Source organism: Streptomyces sp. NPDC058284 (genome assembly GCF_042881135.1).
In the GTDB taxonomy this organism is placed as follows: domain Bacteria; phylum Actinomycetota; class Actinomycetes; order Streptomycetales; family Streptomycetaceae; genus Streptomyces.
Genome location: NZ_JBHVYE010000004.1, coordinates 209130 through 225351 on the forward strand (window position 1 = coordinate 209130; position 16222 = coordinate 225351).

At 73.2% G+C, this 16222-nt stretch carries 14 protein-coding genes and 1 pseudogene; 7 read left to right on the forward strand and 8 right to left on the reverse strand.

The window, feature by feature from the left end; genetic code table 11:
• Positions 1-19: 19 nt before the first annotated feature.
• Positions 20-535 (reverse strand): Lrp/AsnC family transcriptional regulator, encoded by a 516-nt coding sequence (locus ACFVYR_RS08570; RefSeq protein ID WP_384252948.1) that lies wholly within the window; start codon positions 533-535, stop codon positions 20-22.
• A gap of 60 nt (positions 536-595) precedes the next feature.
• Between ACFVYR_RS08570 and ACFVYR_RS08575 the strand changes: the two genes are divergently transcribed.
• Positions 596-1873, forward strand: coding sequence for a trans-sulfuration enzyme family protein (locus tag ACFVYR_RS08575; RefSeq protein ID WP_384252945.1), 1278 nt, complete (start codon positions 596-598; stop codon positions 1871-1873).
• On the opposite strand, the gene ACFVYR_RS08580 is transcribed toward ACFVYR_RS08575, so the two are convergent.
• A complete protein-coding gene (locus ACFVYR_RS08580) occupies positions 1806-3293 on the reverse strand; it encodes a GNAT family N-acetyltransferase (protein ID WP_384252943.1) in 1488 nt (495 codons plus the stop codon). The genes ACFVYR_RS08575 and ACFVYR_RS08580 overlap by 68 nt on opposite strands.
• A gap of 177 nt (positions 3294-3470) precedes the next feature.
• Positions 3471-5051, reverse strand: a complete 1581-nt coding sequence (locus ACFVYR_RS08585; RefSeq protein WP_384252940.1) for an alkaline phosphatase D family protein — start codon at positions 5049-5051, stop codon at positions 3471-3473.
• A 284-nt stretch (positions 5052-5335) separates the two neighbouring features.
• On the opposite strand from ACFVYR_RS08585, the gene ACFVYR_RS08590 reads away from it, so the two are divergent.
• Positions 5336-5746 (forward strand): VOC family protein, encoded by a 411-nt coding sequence (locus ACFVYR_RS08590; RefSeq protein ID WP_384252937.1) that lies wholly within the window; start codon positions 5336-5338, stop codon positions 5744-5746.
• Here ACFVYR_RS08590 and ACFVYR_RS08595 read toward each other — a convergent pair.
• Positions 5704-7194, reverse strand: coding sequence for a PLP-dependent aminotransferase family protein (locus ACFVYR_RS08595; RefSeq protein ID WP_384253023.1), 1491 nt, complete (start codon positions 7192-7194; stop codon positions 5704-5706). The two genes, ACFVYR_RS08590 and ACFVYR_RS08595, sit on opposite strands and share 43 nt — an antisense overlap.
• Before the next feature lie 150 nt (positions 7195-7344).
• Here ACFVYR_RS08595 and ACFVYR_RS08600 point away from each other — a divergent pair.
• A pseudogene (locus ACFVYR_RS08600) lies at positions 7345-8133 on the forward strand (DMT family transporter); the annotation flags it as partial.
• Positions 8134-8220: 87 nt separating this feature from the next.
• Here ACFVYR_RS08600 and ACFVYR_RS08605 read toward each other — a convergent pair.
• Positions 8221-9051 (reverse strand): alpha/beta fold hydrolase, encoded by an 831-nt coding sequence (locus ACFVYR_RS08605; RefSeq protein WP_384252934.1) that lies wholly within the window; start codon positions 9049-9051, stop codon positions 8221-8223.
• A 147-nt stretch (positions 9052-9198) separates the two neighbouring features.
• Here ACFVYR_RS08605 and sigJ point away from each other — a divergent pair, with 147 nt between their 5' ends.
• Together sigJ and ACFVYR_RS08615 are read left to right on the forward strand one after the other, a co-directional pair.
• Entirely contained in the window at positions 9199-10089 is an 891-nt protein-coding gene (sigJ, locus tag ACFVYR_RS08610) for an RNA polymerase sigma factor SigJ (protein WP_384252931.1), read from the forward strand.
• A gap of 308 nt (positions 10090-10397) precedes the next feature.
• Positions 10398-11144, forward strand: a complete 747-nt coding sequence (locus ACFVYR_RS08615; protein WP_384252928.1) for a GntR family transcriptional regulator — start codon at positions 10398-10400, stop codon at positions 11142-11144.
• Between the two features lie 101 nt (positions 11145-11245).
• Here ACFVYR_RS08615 and ACFVYR_RS08620 read toward each other — a convergent pair whose 3' ends face one another.
• The 3 genes from ACFVYR_RS08620 to ACFVYR_RS08630 all read right to left on the reverse strand — a co-directional run bounded on the left by ACFVYR_RS08620 (position 11246) and on the right by ACFVYR_RS08630 (position 14392).
• Complete coding sequence (locus tag ACFVYR_RS08620; RefSeq protein WP_384252925.1) at positions 11246-12403, reverse strand: ROK family transcriptional regulator; 1158 nt, start codon at positions 12401-12403, stop codon at positions 11246-11248.
• Between the two features lie 97 nt (positions 12404-12500).
• Positions 12501-13163: a response regulator gene (locus ACFVYR_RS08625; protein WP_384252922.1), complete on the reverse strand. Its 663-nt coding sequence runs from the start codon at positions 13161-13163 to the stop codon at positions 12501-12503.
• Between the two features lie 14 nt (positions 13164-13177).
• Complete coding sequence (locus ACFVYR_RS08630) at positions 13178-14392, reverse strand: sensor histidine kinase (RefSeq protein ID WP_384252919.1); 1215 nt, start codon at positions 14390-14392, stop codon at positions 13178-13180.
• Positions 14393-14522: 130 nt separating this feature from the next.
• Between ACFVYR_RS08630 and ACFVYR_RS08635 the strand changes: the two genes are divergently transcribed.
• Both ACFVYR_RS08635 and ACFVYR_RS08640 read left to right on the forward strand, forming a co-directional pair.
• Positions 14523-15455, forward strand: coding sequence for an ABC transporter ATP-binding protein (locus ACFVYR_RS08635; RefSeq protein WP_384252916.1), 933 nt, complete (start codon positions 14523-14525; stop codon positions 15453-15455).
• A 2-nt stretch (positions 15456-15457) separates the two neighbouring features.
• Positions 15458-16207: an ABC transporter permease gene (locus ACFVYR_RS08640; RefSeq protein WP_384252913.1), complete on the forward strand. Its 750-nt coding sequence runs from the start codon at positions 15458-15460 to the stop codon at positions 16205-16207.
• Positions 16208-16222 lie beyond the last annotated feature (15 nt).

Genomic DNA, 16222 nt, shown 5'->3' on the forward strand with positions numbered 1-16222 from the left:
TACGTTCGAGGGGCCGGCGTCACCATGATTTGGCGGACGGATCCTGCGGGCTCTCGGTCGCGGCGTCGGGCGGCAGCAACGGACCGCACGCCCACTGCTGGAAGATCAACCGTGTCTCCACGCGCGCCACTTCCCGCCGTGCGGTGAACTCGTCGAGAACGAGCCGCTGAAGATCTGCGGGCCCCGCCACCGCCACGTGCACCAAGAAGTCTTCGGGCCCCGTGAGGTGGAACAGGGACAGCGACTCGGGGAGCGCCCTGACGCGCTCCACGAAGGGGCCCACCAGATCCCTGCGGTGCGGCCGGACCTGCACGGAGAGGAGCGCTTGAAGTCCACGGCCGAGCTTCGCAGGGTCGAGCCGCAGCTGATGTCCGAGAATCACTCCCGAACGCCGCAGCCGCGTCACGCGGTCCAGACACGTGGACGGCGCGACACCGACCTGGGCCGCGAGATCGCGGTAAGTGGTCCGGGCGTCGTTCTGCAGCAGGCGCAGTATGTGGAGGTCCACCGGGTCCAGTGTGACGGAATCGGCCATCGGCCGAACGTAGCACGGCCCTCTGACACCGCTCCCCGGCGGATGTTCAGCCTGTGGGGCATGGCAGCGAACACCGGGAAAGCCCCGCACAAGACCGCAGTCGGCACCCCGTCCGCGCAGCGCGCCCTGGCCACCGAGGCCGTGCACGCGGGGCGGGACGATCTGGCCGGGCTCGGCCTGCACGCCCCGCCGATCGACCTCTCCACGACCTACCCCTCACGGGACAGCAGGGCCGAGGCCGCCCGCATCGACGCCTTCGCCGCCGACGGGACCGTCGACGAGGGACCGCCGGTCTACGCCCGCCTCGGCAACCCCACCGTCGCCCGTTTCGAGACGGCCCTGGCCCGGCTCGAAGGGACCGAGAGCGCGGTCGCGTTCGCGAGCGGCATGGCGGCGCTGACCGCGGTCCTCCTGATGCGGGGCGCCGCCCGCCTCCGCCACGTCGTGGCCGTCAGGCCGCTGTACGGCTGCAGCGACCACCTGCTCACCGCGGGCCTGGTCGGCACCGACGTGACCTGGGTGGACCCGGACGGCATCGCCGACGCCATCCGCCCGGAGACCGGCCTGGTGATGGTCGAGACGCCCGCCAATCCCACCCTCGCCGAACTCGACCTGACGGAGGTCGCCGGCGCCTGCGGCGCGGTCCCGCTGCTCGCCGACAACACCTTCGCGACGCCCGTACTGCAGCGGCCCGCCGAGAGCGGTGCCCGCCTGGTGCTGCACAGCGCCACGAAGTACCTGGGCGGACACGGCGACGTCCTCGGCGGAGTCGTCGCGTGCGACGAGGAGTTCGCCAGGGGGCTGCGCCAGGTGCGGTTCGCCACGGGTGGGGTGCTGCATCCGCTCGCCGGGTATCTGCTGCTGCGCGGTCTCGCGACGCTGCCGGTCCGGGTGCGCGCCGCCTCGGCCACCGCGGCGGAACTGGCGGGCCGCCTGGCCGGTGACCCGCGGGTGGCCCGCGTGCACTACCCGCGCCTGGGCGGCGCCATGGTCGCCTTCGAAGTGCACGGCGACCCGCACGAGGTGATTGCCGGAGTACGGCTGATCACCCCGGCGGTGAGTCTCGGCAGTGTCGACTCGCTCATCCAGCACCCGGCGTCCATCAGCCACCGCGTGGTGGACGCCGACGACCGGCGCTCGTCCGGCGTGAGCGACCGCCTGCTGCGCATGTCCTGCGGCCTGGAGGACGTCGAGGACCTGTGGCGCGACCTGGACCAGGCGTTCGGACCGGTCCAGGCCGTCGCCCACGCCGTGCCCGTCCCATCGGCGGTCAGCCCCGGTGCTGCCCGACACGGCCGTCGGGACGCCGTGCGTGGTCGTACGGCAGCAGCGAACTGACCGGCGTCGCCTCCAGGCGGGCGGTGATCACCAGCGTGCCCTCCTCGATCTGGTAGTCGAGCGGCAGGCCGAGCCCGCGCATCGCGGCCACCATCCCGGTGTTGGACGCCTGCGTCACCGCGTACACGCTCTCGCAGCCGGCCTCGACCGCCATCGTCACCAGGCGGCAAAGGAGCTGGCTCCCGATGCCGCGGCGCTGCCAGTCGTCCTCGACGAGGAGCGCGACCTCGGTCTCGTCGCCGTCCCAGAGGAGATGGCCGATGCCGACGATCCGGTCGGACGCGGTCCGCACCGCGAGTGTGCGGCCGAACCGCGGGCTGAGCAGGTGGTTGAGGTAGCGGTCGGCGTCGTGCACCGGGCCGTGGTAGCGCATGTCGAGGGTGCGCGGGGAGCAGCGCTCGTGCATGGCCTTGGCGGCCTCGATGTCGGCCGTGCCTGCGCGCCGCACGGTGATGGAGTTGCCCTCCGGGAGCGTCAGGACGTCCTGGCTGCGCGGGATGCGCGGGCCGAGCCGGGTGTCGAGCTCCACCAGGGCCCGCGCGCGGGCGAACTCCGTGGGGGTGAACGGCAGGTAGGGCCGCTCCACGGTGATGGTCTCACCGTCGGGCCCGTTCAGGCGCAGCACCGTGCCTTCGAGTACGCCGTCGACCGGGGCGGCCTCCTTGGCGGCGGCCCCGTCCTCGCGGGGTCCGGACCGCGCGTCGGCGGAGCGCGAGGCGGCTGGGCGCGACGCGGCGGGCAGCGAGCGGATGGTGCAGCGGCCAAGCAACTGCCTCAAGGCAAGCGGGAGTTCGGCCGCGTCGAGCGCGGTGCGGGTGGCCAGGCCGAGGATGCGGGTGGGCGCGTCCACCAGGTCGTGGGCGTCGGCGCGCTCGATCCAGGTGCCCGCGCCGCCCGCCCGGGCGATCGACCGGGTGATCTCGGTGCCGGACAGCTCCGCGGGAGCGCGCAGCAGGAACTCGTCGACGGTTCCCTCGGCCAGCGGGTGTGCCTGGAGGCTGAGGATGTCCACGCCGCGCTCGGCGAACGTCACGCACAGCGCGGCCAGCGACCCCGGCTCGTCCCGCACGGTCGTCCGCATCCGCCACAGGGTGGTCGCGCCCGGCTCCGGGGCGGGGTCCGGGTCGGCGGTCGTCGGGGGCCCGGCCTGCTCCGCGTCGGCGGGCGGCCGGGCGCCGGTATCGTCCGCTGTCGGTGGGGCGTGGTTGTGGCGCCGGGCCCACCAGGTGTGGAAGCCGACCGTGGCGACGAGCACCACGGCCGATACGGCCAGGAGGACCGGCCCGTCCGGCCCGTGCCCCACCATGTTCGCCACCGCGTCGGCCACCGCCACGGCCGTGAACAGCGCCGCCAGCTCCACCACGTCGCGCCGCCACTGATGGACGGGGCGGCCGTGTTTGGTCCGTGTCACGTCAGACATCTCAGCTCTCATACGGACACTGTGCTGGACCGGTGTTGCGTGATCGCGAACGCCCTGTGACCGATGGGTAAAGAGGCCATCTGACCCTTTTGGCGGCGTTTTCAGCCGCGCTGCCGCGAGTGCCGCCACCGCCCCCGCCACTGCCTCCCGGCCACTGCCCCGGGCTACTCTCCCGAGCTACTGTCCCACCCGGCCCGGCCGCAGCACCTGGGTGAACAGCACGCCGCCGCCCTCCTGTCGCAGTCGCACCGTCAGCTCGCCGCTGCCGCCGTCGATGTCGACCTCGCCGAAGTACTGCGGGGTCTCGGCGGGTGAGGTGTTCGCCCGGTTCGGGGCCTTGATGAACTTCTGCTCGGGGCCGAACGTCCCGTCGAGCTTCGTCGCGGCGAAGCCGCCGGCGGCCAGCGGCCCGGAGACGAACTCCCAGAAGGGTGCGAAGTCCTTGAAGGCCGCCCGCGACGGGTCGTAGTGCTGCGCGGAGGTGTAGTGCACGTCGGCGGTGAGCCACAGGGTGCCGGTGATCTTGCGGTGCTTGATGTGCCGCAGGAGTTCGGCGATCTGCAGCTCGCGGCCGAGCGGGGCCCCGGGGTCGCCCTGCGCCACGGCCTCGAAGTTGGCCCGGCCGTCCGGTACGACGAGGCCGAGCGGCATGTCGGAGGCGATGACCTTCCAGACGGCCCGCGACCGGGACAGCTCGCGCTTGAGCCAGGCCAGCTGCCGGGCGCCGAGGATGCCGGTGGTGTCGTCGGGCTGCCTGCCCGGCGAGTTGGCGTTGCGGTAGGTGCGCATGTCCAGGACGAACACGTCGAGGAGCGGGCCGTGCCGCAGCACCCGGTACACCCGTCCTTCCTCGTCGCCCGGCGCCAGTGTGGACACGGGAAAGTACTCGCTGAACGCGCGCAGCGAGCGCCCGGCCAGGGTGTCCACGTTCTTCTCCGTGTACCGCGCGTCGTCCAGGATCTGGCCCGGGTACCAGTTGTTGTGCACCTCGTGGTCGTCCCACTGGACGATGGACGGCACCTGCGCGTTGAACCGCCGCAGGTTCTCGTCGAGCAGGTTGTAGCGGAACGCGCCCCGGAACTCCGCGAGGGACTCGGCGACCTTGGACTTCTCCTCAGTCGTGATGTTCCGCCACACGGAGCCGTCGGGCAGCGTGACGCTCGGCAGGATGGGGCTGTCGGCGTAGATGTTGTCGCCGCTGCACAGGAAGAAGTCCGGGTCCCGGCGGCGCATCTCGTCGAAGACGCGGTAGCCGCCGCGGTCGGGGTTGATGCCCCAGCCCTGGCCCGCGATGTCGCCCGACCACAGGAAGCGCACGTCCTCCTCGCGGCCCTTCGGTGTCGTGCGGAAGGTGCCGCGGACCGGCTCGCCCGTCCGCCGGGGGTCGTCGGGGTCGGCGAGCAGCACCCGGTAGTGGATCTGCTCACCGGCGGGCAGTCCGCGCAGTCGCGTCGTCCCCGTGAAGTCGGTGCCGGGGCCGAGCAGGGGTCCTTGCCAGCGCCGCGGGTTGCGGAACGACTCGGTGGCCGACGTCTCCACGACCATCCGGACCGGCCGGTCGGACCGTACCCACACCAGTCCCGCGTGCGCGCTCACGTCCCCCGCCTGCACGCCCCAGTCGGCCTTCGGGCGTCCCGAGAGGGCGAGTGAGGGCGCCGCCCCGGCCAGTGCGGGCACGGCGAGCGCCGCAGGCACGGCGAGCGATCCGCGCAGCACGCTGCGGCGACGGGGTGACGGGCTCGGCTGACGTTGCGACATGAATGCGCCTCCAGTTGACGGGTGCGACCAGTCTGCGGGCGCCCGGCCGGTAGCGCGCCACAACACCCACGCGAACCACAAGTGAACAACTCCCGGCAGGAGCAGGGAACCGCCGCGCGGAACCCGTCTCCGCCGGACCGGGCGCGGCACCCGCCTACGTCCTCGGCCGTACGTCGCCGGGCCGCCCGCCCGAGGACCGACGACCGATGGCCACAAGATCCACGCCTGCCTACGATCGGACGCAGCGCACGCCGGCCGGTGTGCCGTACCGAAGGGGGAGCCCCGTGCCCGTCAACGGCCAGAGCCATGTCCGCATCGCCCGTCCGTCCCGTGATCTGGCGGCGGCCGAGCGGTTCTGGACCGGCGGACTCGGGTTGAGTGTCTTGTACCGGGCCGAGAGCGGCGGCGCCCCGGGGAAGCACGACCTGCTCATGGTCGGGTGGCCCGACGCCTCCTGGCACCTCGAACTCGTCCAGGAGGCGGGCTCGCCCGTCCGCCCGCGCCCCACCGAAGAGGACCTGCTCGTCGTCTACCTCGACGAAGAGATCCCCGAGGGGCTGGTGTCGCGGCTCGAGGAGCACGGCGGGAAGCAGGTCATGTCGCCCAACCCCTACTGGAACGAATGGGGGGTCACCGTAGAGGACCCCGACGGCTACCGGCTGGTGCTCTGCACGCGCGCGTGGTCCAGCTCCTGAACCGCCCGAGCCAGCAGCCGTACGCCCTCGCGGATCCGTGGCGGTGCCACGTGCGCGTAGCCCAGTACGAGGTGCACTGCGTCGTCAGGCGCCGCCGTTCGGCCGGACGTCGCTTCCGGGGGGCGGGGGACGGCGTAGTCGCTCAGCGGGCGGACCGCGACACCGGCCGCCGCGGCGCGTGCCAGGAACGCGTCCTGCGGCCCCCAGCGGCCGGGCAGCCGGGCGATGACGTGCAGGCCGGCCGCGATCCCCGTGACCCGCACGCCCGGGAAGTGCTCGTCGAGAGCGGCCGCCAGGACGTCCCGGCGTTCTCGGTAGGCACGCTGGCAGCGGCGCAACTGCCGGTCGTAGTCGCCCCGTTCGATGAAGTGCGCCAGGAGCTCCTGGTCGAGGGCCGGGTTGCCCAGGTCCATCACGCGTTTGCGTTCGACGACCTCCTCGGCGAGGTCCTCCGGTACAAGGAGCCAGCCGAGGCGCAGCCCCGGGGCGAGCGATTTGCTCACCGAACCGGTGTACGCGACGTGCTCGGGGTCGAGTCCCTGGAGCGCGCCCACCGGGGCGCGGTCGTAGCGGAAGTCCCCGTCGTAGTCGTCCTCGACGAGCAGGCCGCCGACGGACCGTGCCCAGTCCAGGAGTTCGGCGCGGCGCTTCGCCGAGTAGGCGATGCCCGACGGGAACTGGTGCGCGGGCGTCGTGACGACCGCGCGCACACCCCGCTCCCGTAGCGCCATAGGGCTCACGCCTTCGTCATCCACAGGTATGCCCACCGGGGAGACTCCCGCGGCGGCGAGCAGCGTCGCGTGCTCGGGGCTGCCGGGGTCCTCCACCCCGATCGCGGTGTGCCCGCGCGCGCGGAGGGCGAGGGCCAGCAGCGTCATCGCCTGGGCCACCCCGGAGCAGACGATCACGCGCTCCGGTTCCGCGACCACGCCGCGGCGCCGCGCCAGCAGGTCGGCCAGGGCGGTACGCAGTCTCGGCAGCCCGCGCGGATCGGGGTAGCCCAGCATGTGGTGGGGCAGCTGGGCGAGCACCTGGCGGTGGGCGGTGGCCCACGCGGAGCGGGGGAACAGCGACAGGTCGGGGACGCCGGGAAGAAAGTCCACGCGCGCGTGCCCGGCCCGCGGCGCGCGGTCACGCACCGCGGGCGCCGCGGCCCGCGCCGCGTCCCCCACCCAGGTCCCCGAGCCCCGGCCGCTGCGCAGGTAGCCCTCCGCGGCCAACTGCTCGTACGCCTCCGTGATCAGGCCGCGCGAGACGCCTAGATCGGCGGCGAGCTCGCGCGTGGAGGGCAGCCGCGTGCCCGCCGTGAGCCGCCCCGACCTGACGGCCTCGCGCAGGGCCGAACGGAGGCTGCGGCCACGGTTGCGCGCGGGGGCGGAGGCGGCCGGCAGGAGCAGTTCCCAGGCGGCGCTCCACCGCGCGCGGTCGTCGGCGCTCTGGCTGGGCAGGGGGACACACCCTCTTCGGTATCGGCGGGGATCGGCGGGGGTCTGCGGAGCGTTCGGTCGAGCACGGCGCGGGGCGCCCGGAAAGTGGTCCCCGAACAGGCCGTGAAAGTGGACCTTAATGGGGGCCGCCCGGTTTCCTAGCGTCGGGGCATGAACACGAACTCCTCCCGCGGGGCGCTCCTCGCGGGCCTCGCCTGCCTCCTCGTCGGCGGCTCCTTCACCGCCAACAGCCTGCTCGGCGACTATCCCTACAGCGGCGGCCAGTTCATCAGGTACGGCCTGGCCTGCCTGCTTCTCCTGCCCTGGCTCGGCAAGGAGGGCACCGGCGCGCTGCGCGGGCTCCGCGGGCCTCAGTGGGGGCGCCTGGCGCTGCTCGCAGCCGTGGGGATGGTCGGCTTCAACCTGGCGATCCTCGCCGCGGAGCAATCAGCGGAACCTGCCGTACCGGGTGTCTTCGTAGGATGCGCCCCCGTAATCGTCGCCCTCCTGGTGCCGCTCCTGGAACGGCGCACTCCGCAAAGGGGCGTCCTGCACGGCGCGCTCCTCGTGGCCGCCGGGGCGTTCGTCGTGCAGGGCTGGGGCCGCACGGACGTACCCGGGCTCCTCTACTCGGTCGGCGCGCTCGCCGGAGAGGTCGGCTTCGCGGTGCTCGCCGTGCCCGTGCTGCGCCCCCTCGGCCCCCGGCTCCTGGCGGCCACCGTGTGCGCCGTGGCCGCCGCCGAATCGGCCGTCCTCGGGCTCGTCCTCGACGGCGGCGGCTTCGTGCGGTGGCCCGACCGCACCGAGGGAGCCGCCCTGCTGTGGCAGGCGGTGATCGTCACCGTCGTCGGTTTCGTGCTCTGGTACACCGGGCTCCAGCGCATCGGCGCCGAACGCGCCACGCTGTTCTCCGGCCTCATCCCGGTCGCCGCAGCCTGCACCGCTCCGCTGGTGGGGACGGGCTCCTACGGCGTGCCCCAGGCCGCGGGCAGCGCGCTGGTCGGCGCGGGCGTGGCGCTGGGGTCGGGAGTCTTCGCGAGGCGGCCGTCAGCGGCAGGTGTCGAGAATGACGCGGGCGACGAGCGCCGGGTCGTCGTGCATCGGGACGTGGCCGCAGCCCGGGAGGCGGACCAGGCGCGCCCCGGGGATGGTGTGCTTGGCGCGTATCCCCTGGCGGCGCAGGAGCAGCCGGTCCCGCGTGCCCCAGGCGACGGTGACCGGCAGGCCCGGCACATCGACCTGGGGGAGGACGTGCCGCCCGGCCGCCAGCGTCGCCTCGAAGGCCGAGGCGTTGCGCAGCGCGAGCGTCTCGGCGACGACGGCCTGCGGTGAACGGCGCCAGGGACGGGCGTAGATGGTGCTCGTGAGCGCCGTGCGCCCGGCCGCGCTCCCGGACAGCCGCTCGATCGCCGGCACCGGCAGCAGACGCGCGCCCTGCCGCATCGCGAGGAGCGTGGCGAACGCGTACCGGCGCTCCGCGGACGTCCAGAAGCCGGCGGGGGAGAGCGCGGTGACGGAGCGGACCAGCTTCTCGCGGCCCAGTTCGAGGGCGAGCAGCCCGCCGAGGGAGTTGCCCGCCACGTGCGGACGCTCCACCTCCAGCGCTTCGCACATCGCGGCCAGCGCCAGGACGACCGTGGCGAGGTCGTGCCCCAGACCGTCCGGCAGCGCGGGCGACCGCCCGAAGCCGGGCAGGTCGACGGCGATCACATCGTGCTCGGCGGCCAGGATCTCGAACACGGGGTCCCAGGCCTGCCGGTGGTGGCCGATGCCGTGCAGCAGCAGCAACGGCTCGCCCGTGCCCGCCCGTTCGTAGGAGACCGTCACGGTGCGCGCGCCGTCGGGCGACGCGACGCTGTAGGACACCTCTGCGGCCATGACTGCTCCTGTCCACGCCGTCGGGCGACGGCCTCTCGGATGCGTTAGACACGTTGTCAGCAACAATTACCGCTCAGTAGCCCGCACTTCAAGAGGCGGGCCGCGGCCGGCCTGGACACGTGCTGTCCGGTGGGCTGGGATGGGAGGGTGGCTACCGACAGCGTGACCGACGTCTTCGAAGAGCACCGTTCAGTTCTCATGGGCGTCGCCTACCGCATGCTCGGCCGCGTGGTCGACGCCGAGGACGTCGTCCAGGAGGCCTGGCTCCGCTGGTCGGCGTCCGACCGCGGCCAAGTGCGCGAACCGCGCGCCTACTTGGTGCGCGTCACCACCCGGCTCGCCATCGACCGCCTGCGCCACCTGCAGTCCCGCCGCGAGGCGTACGTCGGGCCGTGGCTCCCCGAGCCCTGTGTCACCGAGTTCGGTCCTACGGTCCCCGACACCGCCGAGCGGGCCGTGCTCGCCGACTCCGTCTCCCTCGCGGTCCTGGTGGTCCTGGAGTCCCTCTCGCCCCTGGAGCGCGCCGTCTTCGTGCTCCGCGAGGCCTTCGGATTCCCGTTCTCCGAGATCGCGCTCACGCTCGACCGCAGCGAGGCCGCCGTGCGCCAGCTCGCCGGGCGGGCCCGCAAGCACGTCGACGCGGGCCGGCCCCGCTACAAGGTGGACCCGGCCGAGCGGCGCGACCTGACCGAGCGGTTCCTGGCCGCGGCGACCGAGGGCGACCTGGACGGGCTGATGTCCCTGCTCGCGCCGGACGTACGGCTGGTCGGCGACGCCGGCGGCAAGAGCAAGGCCCCCCTGCGCGTCCTGGAGAGCGCCGACAAGGTGGGCCGCTTCCTCAGCAGTACCGCCGCCGGCGTGATCCGGACCGCGGGCGAGGTCGAGATCCGCTTCGGCGAGCTCAACGGCGCCGCGTCCGCGCACATCTTCCTCGACGGCAAGCTCGACAGCGTCTTCCAGCTGGACGTCGCCGAGGGCCTCGTCCAGAAGATCTACATCATCCGCAACCCGGACAAGCTCGTCGGACTCCGTCGGTAGAGTTCCGGCCGCATCTCGCGCGCGGTGGCGCGTTCACGCGGTGCGGAGCCCCCGTCCGGCAGGGCGGGGGCTCCGTCGTGCGGATGCATGTCGGCCGTTGCCGCACACGTGGCCGGTTACGCCCGCTTGGCCTCGTGCGAACTTCGCATGAATGCTCTGTGGCACCGATCCTGTGCAGCCTGTAACGGATGGAGGATTGGTCTTGACCAAGGGTGGGTGCGGCTTTATGGTCGCAGAGATAGTGCAGGAACCTTTAATAAACAAGGGCGCTTAAACGCCGCCGGTCAACGGCGATTGCGGAGGACAGGGTGGGGACCACGCAGCTCGAAACGGTGCCGGAGCCGAAGTACTGGCATCTGAAGACCGTGCTCAGTGAGGCGCTCGACTCCGAATTCGCCGTGGGAGAGATCCTGCCGAACGAGCGCGATCTCGCCGCCCGGTTCGGAGTCGCCCGCGCCACGCTCCGCCAGGCACTGGAGCAACTCGAACTCGAAGGCAGACTGCAGCGCCGCCGCGGAGTGGGCACGACCGTGGCTCCGCCGCGGATGGGCGTGGCCGTCGGATCCGCCCAGGGCACGTGGCCGGGCGCGGTCGGCGACGCCTGGCAGCCCGCGGACTGCGCTCCGGCGGCGCCGCCCGCGCCGGTGGCTCACATGCTGGAGACCGGCACGGACGAGCAGGTCCACGTGGTGCGCCGCACCCGCGTCTCGCAGGGGCAGCCCGTCGCCGCCGAGCTGCTGTACGTCCCCATGACATCGGTCGCCGAGCTGACCGGCATGGATGCGCCTTCCGGTGCGGCACGCGCGCGCGTGGTCCTGCGCGAGCTGGCCCGGCTCGACCTGGAAGGGCAGGACCGGGCCGTCGAGCTCGGCTCGGCCCGCGCCGACGACGCCAGGGCCCTCGACCGGCTCCCCGGCGCACCCGTGCTTCTCGTGACGACCCGCTTCTTCGCCGAGGGACGCACGGCCGCGGTCTCCGTGGCCACCTACCGCGCCGACACCTGCAAACTCACCTTCGGCGACTCCGGCGGTGTGGAGATCCACCACGAGTCGTAGCGCCGCGCTCTCCGACACCACGGGCCGACACAGGTCCGGCACCCGCCCGGCACCTGAGGTGCCGGGCGCGACGCATGTCCCGCCCCGGCCCGAACGTCACCTCACTGCCGCGCGGTCACGGTCCCCTCGACGGCGAACAGCTGCTCCTCGACATGGTCGAGCGCCAGCCGCAACGCCCCGGTCGACACCGCCGCCTCGCCGAGCACCGACAGCGCGACCCGCGGCGGCCGCAGGCAGTAGCGGGCCAGCTCCTGGTGGAGCGGCTCCAGGACTCCGTCCAGGCCCGCCGCCCAGCCGCCCACGACGACCAGTTCGGGATCGAGGGCCAGGACCAGGGCGGCCACGTCGTGCACGAGCCGCTGGATGAACCGCTCCACGGCCGCCTGCGCCCGCGCGTCACCCTCCCGCGCATGGGCGAAGACCTCGGCGACGGCCTGCTCGTCCAAGGGGTGCAGCGGCCGGCCGGTGGTGGAGAGCAGCGTCTCCGGAGTGACCTCCCGGCCCAGCAGATGCAGCGCGCCGATCTCGCCCGCCGCGCCGCCGTACCCCCGGTGCAGCCGCCCGCCGATCAGCGAACCGGCCCCCGGACTCAGCCCCGCGAGGACGAACACCACGTCGTCGGTGCCGGCCGCGGCGCCCTTCCAGTGCTCGGCCACGGCGGCCGCGTTCGCGTCGTTCTCCACCAGCACCGGGCACTTGAACGAACGGCGCAGCCGCTCGCCCAGCTGGAGCCCCGTCCACTCGGGCAGCGCCGTGCTCAGCCGCACCGTGCCGTCCGCCTCCAGGATGCCGGGGCTCCCCACGCCGACGGCGCGCAGCGAACTGCGGGCGATCCCGGCACGGCGCAGCAGATCGGCGACCACGGTGCGCAGGCGTTCGAGCCGGTCGTCCGCGGAGGCCTCTTCGGAGACACTCTTCGACGCCGTGCCGAGCACCGTGCCGTCCAGATCCGAGAGCGTGGCGGCCACCCGGTGCGGACCGATCTCCAGGCCGAGCAGATGACCCGCCTCCGCCCGGAAGCGGAACTTCCGTGCGGGCCGCCCCTGACGGCGCGCGGCGCCGTCCTCGGCCGCGGACTCCACCACGAGCCCGGCCTCGATGAGCCCTTCGACGACCCCCTCGACGGTCGGCCGGGAGAGCCCGGTCACGCGGGTGATCTCCGTCAGCGTCGCCAAGTCCGCGGCGCGCAGCGCGTGCAGCACCACCGCGGAGTTGATACGTCGCAACAGAGAGGGGTCCCCGCCGGTCAGCCGCCCCAACGTCCGTCCTCCCAGCTCGTGCGCATGATGGCCGGATCGTACTCGCCGCGCGGTGCTGCGGCGAGTGCCGGGCCCGTATTCCCCCTGCGTACGGCCGTCATCCCGGCGACACGAAGCCCGACTCGTACGCGACGATGACCGCCTGCGTCCTGTCGCGCGCCCCCAGCTTGGCCAGTACGGAGCTGACATGCGACTTGACGGTCTCCGTGCCGACCACCAGACGGGACGCGAGCTCCGCGTTGGAAAGGCCGCGCGCCATCAGCCGCAGCACCTCGGCCTCGCGCTCGGTCAGCGCCGCCCGGTCGAGCGCGGCCCGCGCCCTGGCGTTGCCGCGCCGCTTGCCGTGCTCACCCGCGAGTTGCCGCACCGCCGCGGGGAAGAGGAGCGACTCGCCCTCGGCGACCAGCCGCACGGCGTGCACGATCTCCGCCGGCCTGGCCCGCTTCAACAGGAACCCGTCGGCGCCGGCGCGCAGCGCCTCGTACACGTACTCGTCGTTCTCGAAGGTCGTCACCACCAGGATCTTCGGCGGGTCCGCAACCGTGCGCAGCACCGCGCGCGTCGCCTCGATTCCGTCGAGGAGCGGCATCCGGACGTCCATCGCGACCACGTCGGGACGCAGTTCACGGACGAGCGGGATCACCGCGGCGCCGTCCGCCGCCTCACCGACGACACGGATGTCGGGCTGCGCCTCGAGGACGGCGCGCAGACCCGCGCGTACGAGGGGCTCGTCGTCGACGAGGAGCACTGTGACCGGCATCCGGTCAGCGTAGATCACCCGAGGGGCAGCTCGACGTGCACCTGCCACTCACCGTCGGCCGGTCCCGTGGTGGCCCGCCCGCCGAGCAGCGTGGCCCGCTCCCGGATGCCCCGCAGACCGCTGCCGCCGCGCCCCGTCGATCCGGCCGCGACCGGCAGGGCGTTGCGTACGTCCATGACCAGGCGGGCCTCGTCGACGGCGATCCGCAGCCGCACGGGCACCGGGCCGCAGTGTCGCAGGACGTTGGTCAGCGACTCCTGGAGCATGCGGTAGCCCTCCCGCGAGACAGGGCCCGGCAGCCGGTCCAGGGGGCCCGAGATCTCCGCGTCGACCTTCGTGCCCGATGCGCGGGCCGAGTCGAGGAGGCGCTCGGCGTCCGCGAGGGTCGGCCTGCCGCTCGCGGGCCGCCCGTCCTCGCGCAACACCCCAAGGACCCGCTCCAAATCCTCCAGGGCGGCCCGGCCCGTCTCCTCCACGGCCTCCAGGGCGCGGTCGGTGAACTCCGGATCGGCCGCGGCCCTGGCGGCGCCCGCCTGGACGACGGCGACGGTCAGCGCGTGCCCGATGGAGTCGTGCAACTCCCGGGCGATGCGGTTGCGTTCGAGGAGCTGCTCGGTGCGTTCCTCCAGGGCGGCGAGGCGTTCGGCGGGGGAGGGGCCGAGGAGGCGCAGGGCCGCCCGGGCCATCAGACGGCCCGCCGCCACGATCATCGCGCACTGCGCCAGGACGAGGAGAAGACACAGCGGCAGCGCCGCCCAGCCGTGGAGGGGAACCGGCAGGAACAGTCCGTCGGTCTCCGAAGGCTCGTCCGTCGCGCCCAGCGAGGCGAAGACCGAGCCGATGAGCTGTCCCGTGAGCAGAACCATCGCGCAGCCGGCCTCCAGCCGGAGCACGAGCCAGAGGGCGGTCCTGGCCCGGTCGCGCCACGACGCGGACGGCGTCACGGAAATGCCGTGGCCGATCTCATCAACGTCCGATCGCGCGTGCGGGCCCGAAAACAGCATCATCCGTGCCTGCAGCCCCTCCGCCCGTCGCATGGCGGGCACCAGTGCGGCCAGCACCATCAGAGGAAGGGGATCCGCCAGGATGAGCAGCCAGTCGGTGCGCGAGGGGCTCGCGAGCCCGGGATAGACCGAGGCACAGACCCACGCGACTCCCGAACCGATGAGGAGGTGCAGCCATCGCGTGTAGGTGACCACTCGCACCAGAGGTCTCAGGAAGCCGGGCATGGCGCCATCGTGCCAGGCACCCCGTTGTCGGTGGCTCCCCCGGGCGAGGGAGAACAACCCCCCGCGCGGGGGAGAACAACCCCCTGGGCGGGGGAAGACCCAAGGCGCCGCCGCCCGCGACGCTGACCCCATGACCAGCATCGACGTCCAAGACCTGACCAAGGAGTACGGCACGACCCGCGCCGTGGACGCCCTCACGTTCAGCGTCCGCCCCGGCCGCGTCACCGGCTTCCTCGGCCCCAACGGCGCCGGCAAGTCGACCACCATGCGCCTCGTCCTCGGCCTTGACCGCCCCACCTCGGGGACGGCCACGGTGGGCGGTCACCCCTACGCCGGCCTCGAAGAACCCCTGCGCCACGTCGGAGCGCTCCTCGACGCCCAGGCGGCCCACGGTTCGCGTACCGCCCGCAACCACCTCCTGGCGCTCGCCGTCAGCAACCGCCTCCCCGCGCGCCGGGTCGACGAAGTCATCGAGGAGACCGGGCTCGCCCCGGTAGGGGACAACCGGATCAAGACGTACTCGCTGGGCATGCGCCAACGCCTCGGCATCGCGGCCGCCCTCCTCGGCGACCCCGAAGTCGTGTTGCTGGACGAGCCCTCCAACGGTCTCGACCCCGAAGGCATCATCTGGATCCGCGAGTTGATGCGGCGCCTGGCCCGCGAGGGCCGCACGGTCCTCGTCTCCAGCCACCTCATGAACGAGACGGCCACCTTCGCCGACCACCTCGTGGTCCTCGGCCGCGGCAGGCTCCTCGCCGACACCTCGATGCGGGAGTTCATCGCGGGGCACAGCCGCGCCCGGGTCCGGGTGCGCACGACGGACCCGGACCGGCTCCGCGGCGTCCTGGCGGGGAAGGGCTACGCACTCGGCGAGGCGGTGGACGGCCGGTGGACCGTGGACGGGGCGAGGGCCGAGGAGGTCGGCGCCATCGCCGCGGGCGCCGGGGTCCCGGTCCTCGAACTCGCCGACGAGCAGGCCTCCCTGGAGCAGGCCTACCTCGCCCTGACCGCCGACGTGACCCCGTACGCGGCCGCCGTGCCCGCGTCCCGCCAGGAGGCCTGACCATGTCGAACGCCGCCGTACTGCCGCCCGTCGTGCACGCCGAGTGGATCAAAATCAGGTCGCTTCGGTCGAGCCTGGTCTCGCTCATCGCCGTCTTCACGGTGACCGTCGCCATCACCGCGCTCGTCTTCGCGACGGTGGGCCGGGCCGAGGCGGACAACGCCGACGCCGAGCCGGTCTTCGGCGCCTTCTACGCCCTCAACTTCGGCCAGATCGCCGCCATCTGCTTCGGCACGACCGCGGTCTCGTCCGAGTACACGAGCGGCGCCCTGCGGATCTCGCTCGCCGCAGTGCCCCGTCGCGGACGCTTCTACGCCGCGAAGATGGCGGTCGTCGGCTCCCTGGCCCTGCTCGTCGGGGTCGCCACCAGCTTCGGCACGTTTCTGACCGGCCAGGCCTTCCTGGGTGAGTACGCGATCGGGCTCGGCCACCCCGGGGCCGTCCGAGCCTGCGTCGGCGGGGGCATCTACCTGGCGTTGATGACCCTGCTCGCCGCGGGACTGACGGCCGTACTGCGCAGCGGAGTCGCCGTGCTGAGCGTTCTGATCCCCTTCACCCTGATCGTCTCCTTCGTGGTCGGCGACGTATCGAGCGGTGTGGCGGGCTTCCTGCCCGATCAGGCGGGCCAGCAGGTGCTGCACGAGACCCCGACCGGGACCCTCGGCCCGTGGACCGGGCTCGCGGTCTGCGCGGCCTGGGCGGTCGCCGCGCTCATCGCCGGATGGTGGGCGCTGCGGCGCCGCGACGCGTGACGGGCGCGGGCACGC

Excerpts from the sequence above, each read along its gene's own strand:
- ACFVYR_RS08630 (WP_384252919.1), bottom strand. The coding sequence starts at position 14,392 with ATGCCCGGCTTCCTGAGACCTCTGGTGCGAGTGGTCACCTACACGCGA.
- ACFVYR_RS08640 (WP_384252913.1), top strand. The coding sequence starts at position 15,458 with ATGTCGAACGCCGCCGTACTGCCGCCCGTCGTGCACGCCGAGTGGATC.
- ACFVYR_RS08580 (WP_384252943.1), bottom strand. The coding sequence starts at position 3,293 with ATGTCTGACGTGACACGGACCAAACACGGCCGCCCCGTCCATCAGTGG.
- ACFVYR_RS08575 (WP_384252945.1), top strand. The coding sequence starts at position 596 with ATGGCAGCGAACACCGGGAAAGCCCCGCACAAGACCGCAGTCGGCACC.
- ACFVYR_RS08605 (WP_384252934.1), bottom strand. The coding sequence starts at position 9,051 with ATGGCCGCAGAGGTGTCCTACAGCGTCGCGTCGCCCGACGGCGCGCGC.
- ACFVYR_RS08625 (WP_384252922.1), bottom strand. The coding sequence starts at position 13,163 with ATGCCGGTCACAGTGCTCCTCGTCGACGACGAGCCCCTCGTACGCGCG.
- ACFVYR_RS08570 (WP_384252948.1), bottom strand. The coding sequence starts at position 535 with ATGGCCGATTCCGTCACACTGGACCCGGTGGACCTCCACATACTGCGC.
- ACFVYR_RS08635 (WP_384252916.1), top strand. The coding sequence starts at position 14,523 with ATGACCAGCATCGACGTCCAAGACCTGACCAAGGAGTACGGCACGACC.
- ACFVYR_RS08585 (WP_384252940.1), bottom strand. The coding sequence starts at position 5,051 with ATGTCGCAACGTCAGCCGAGCCCGTCACCCCGTCGCCGCAGCGTGCTG.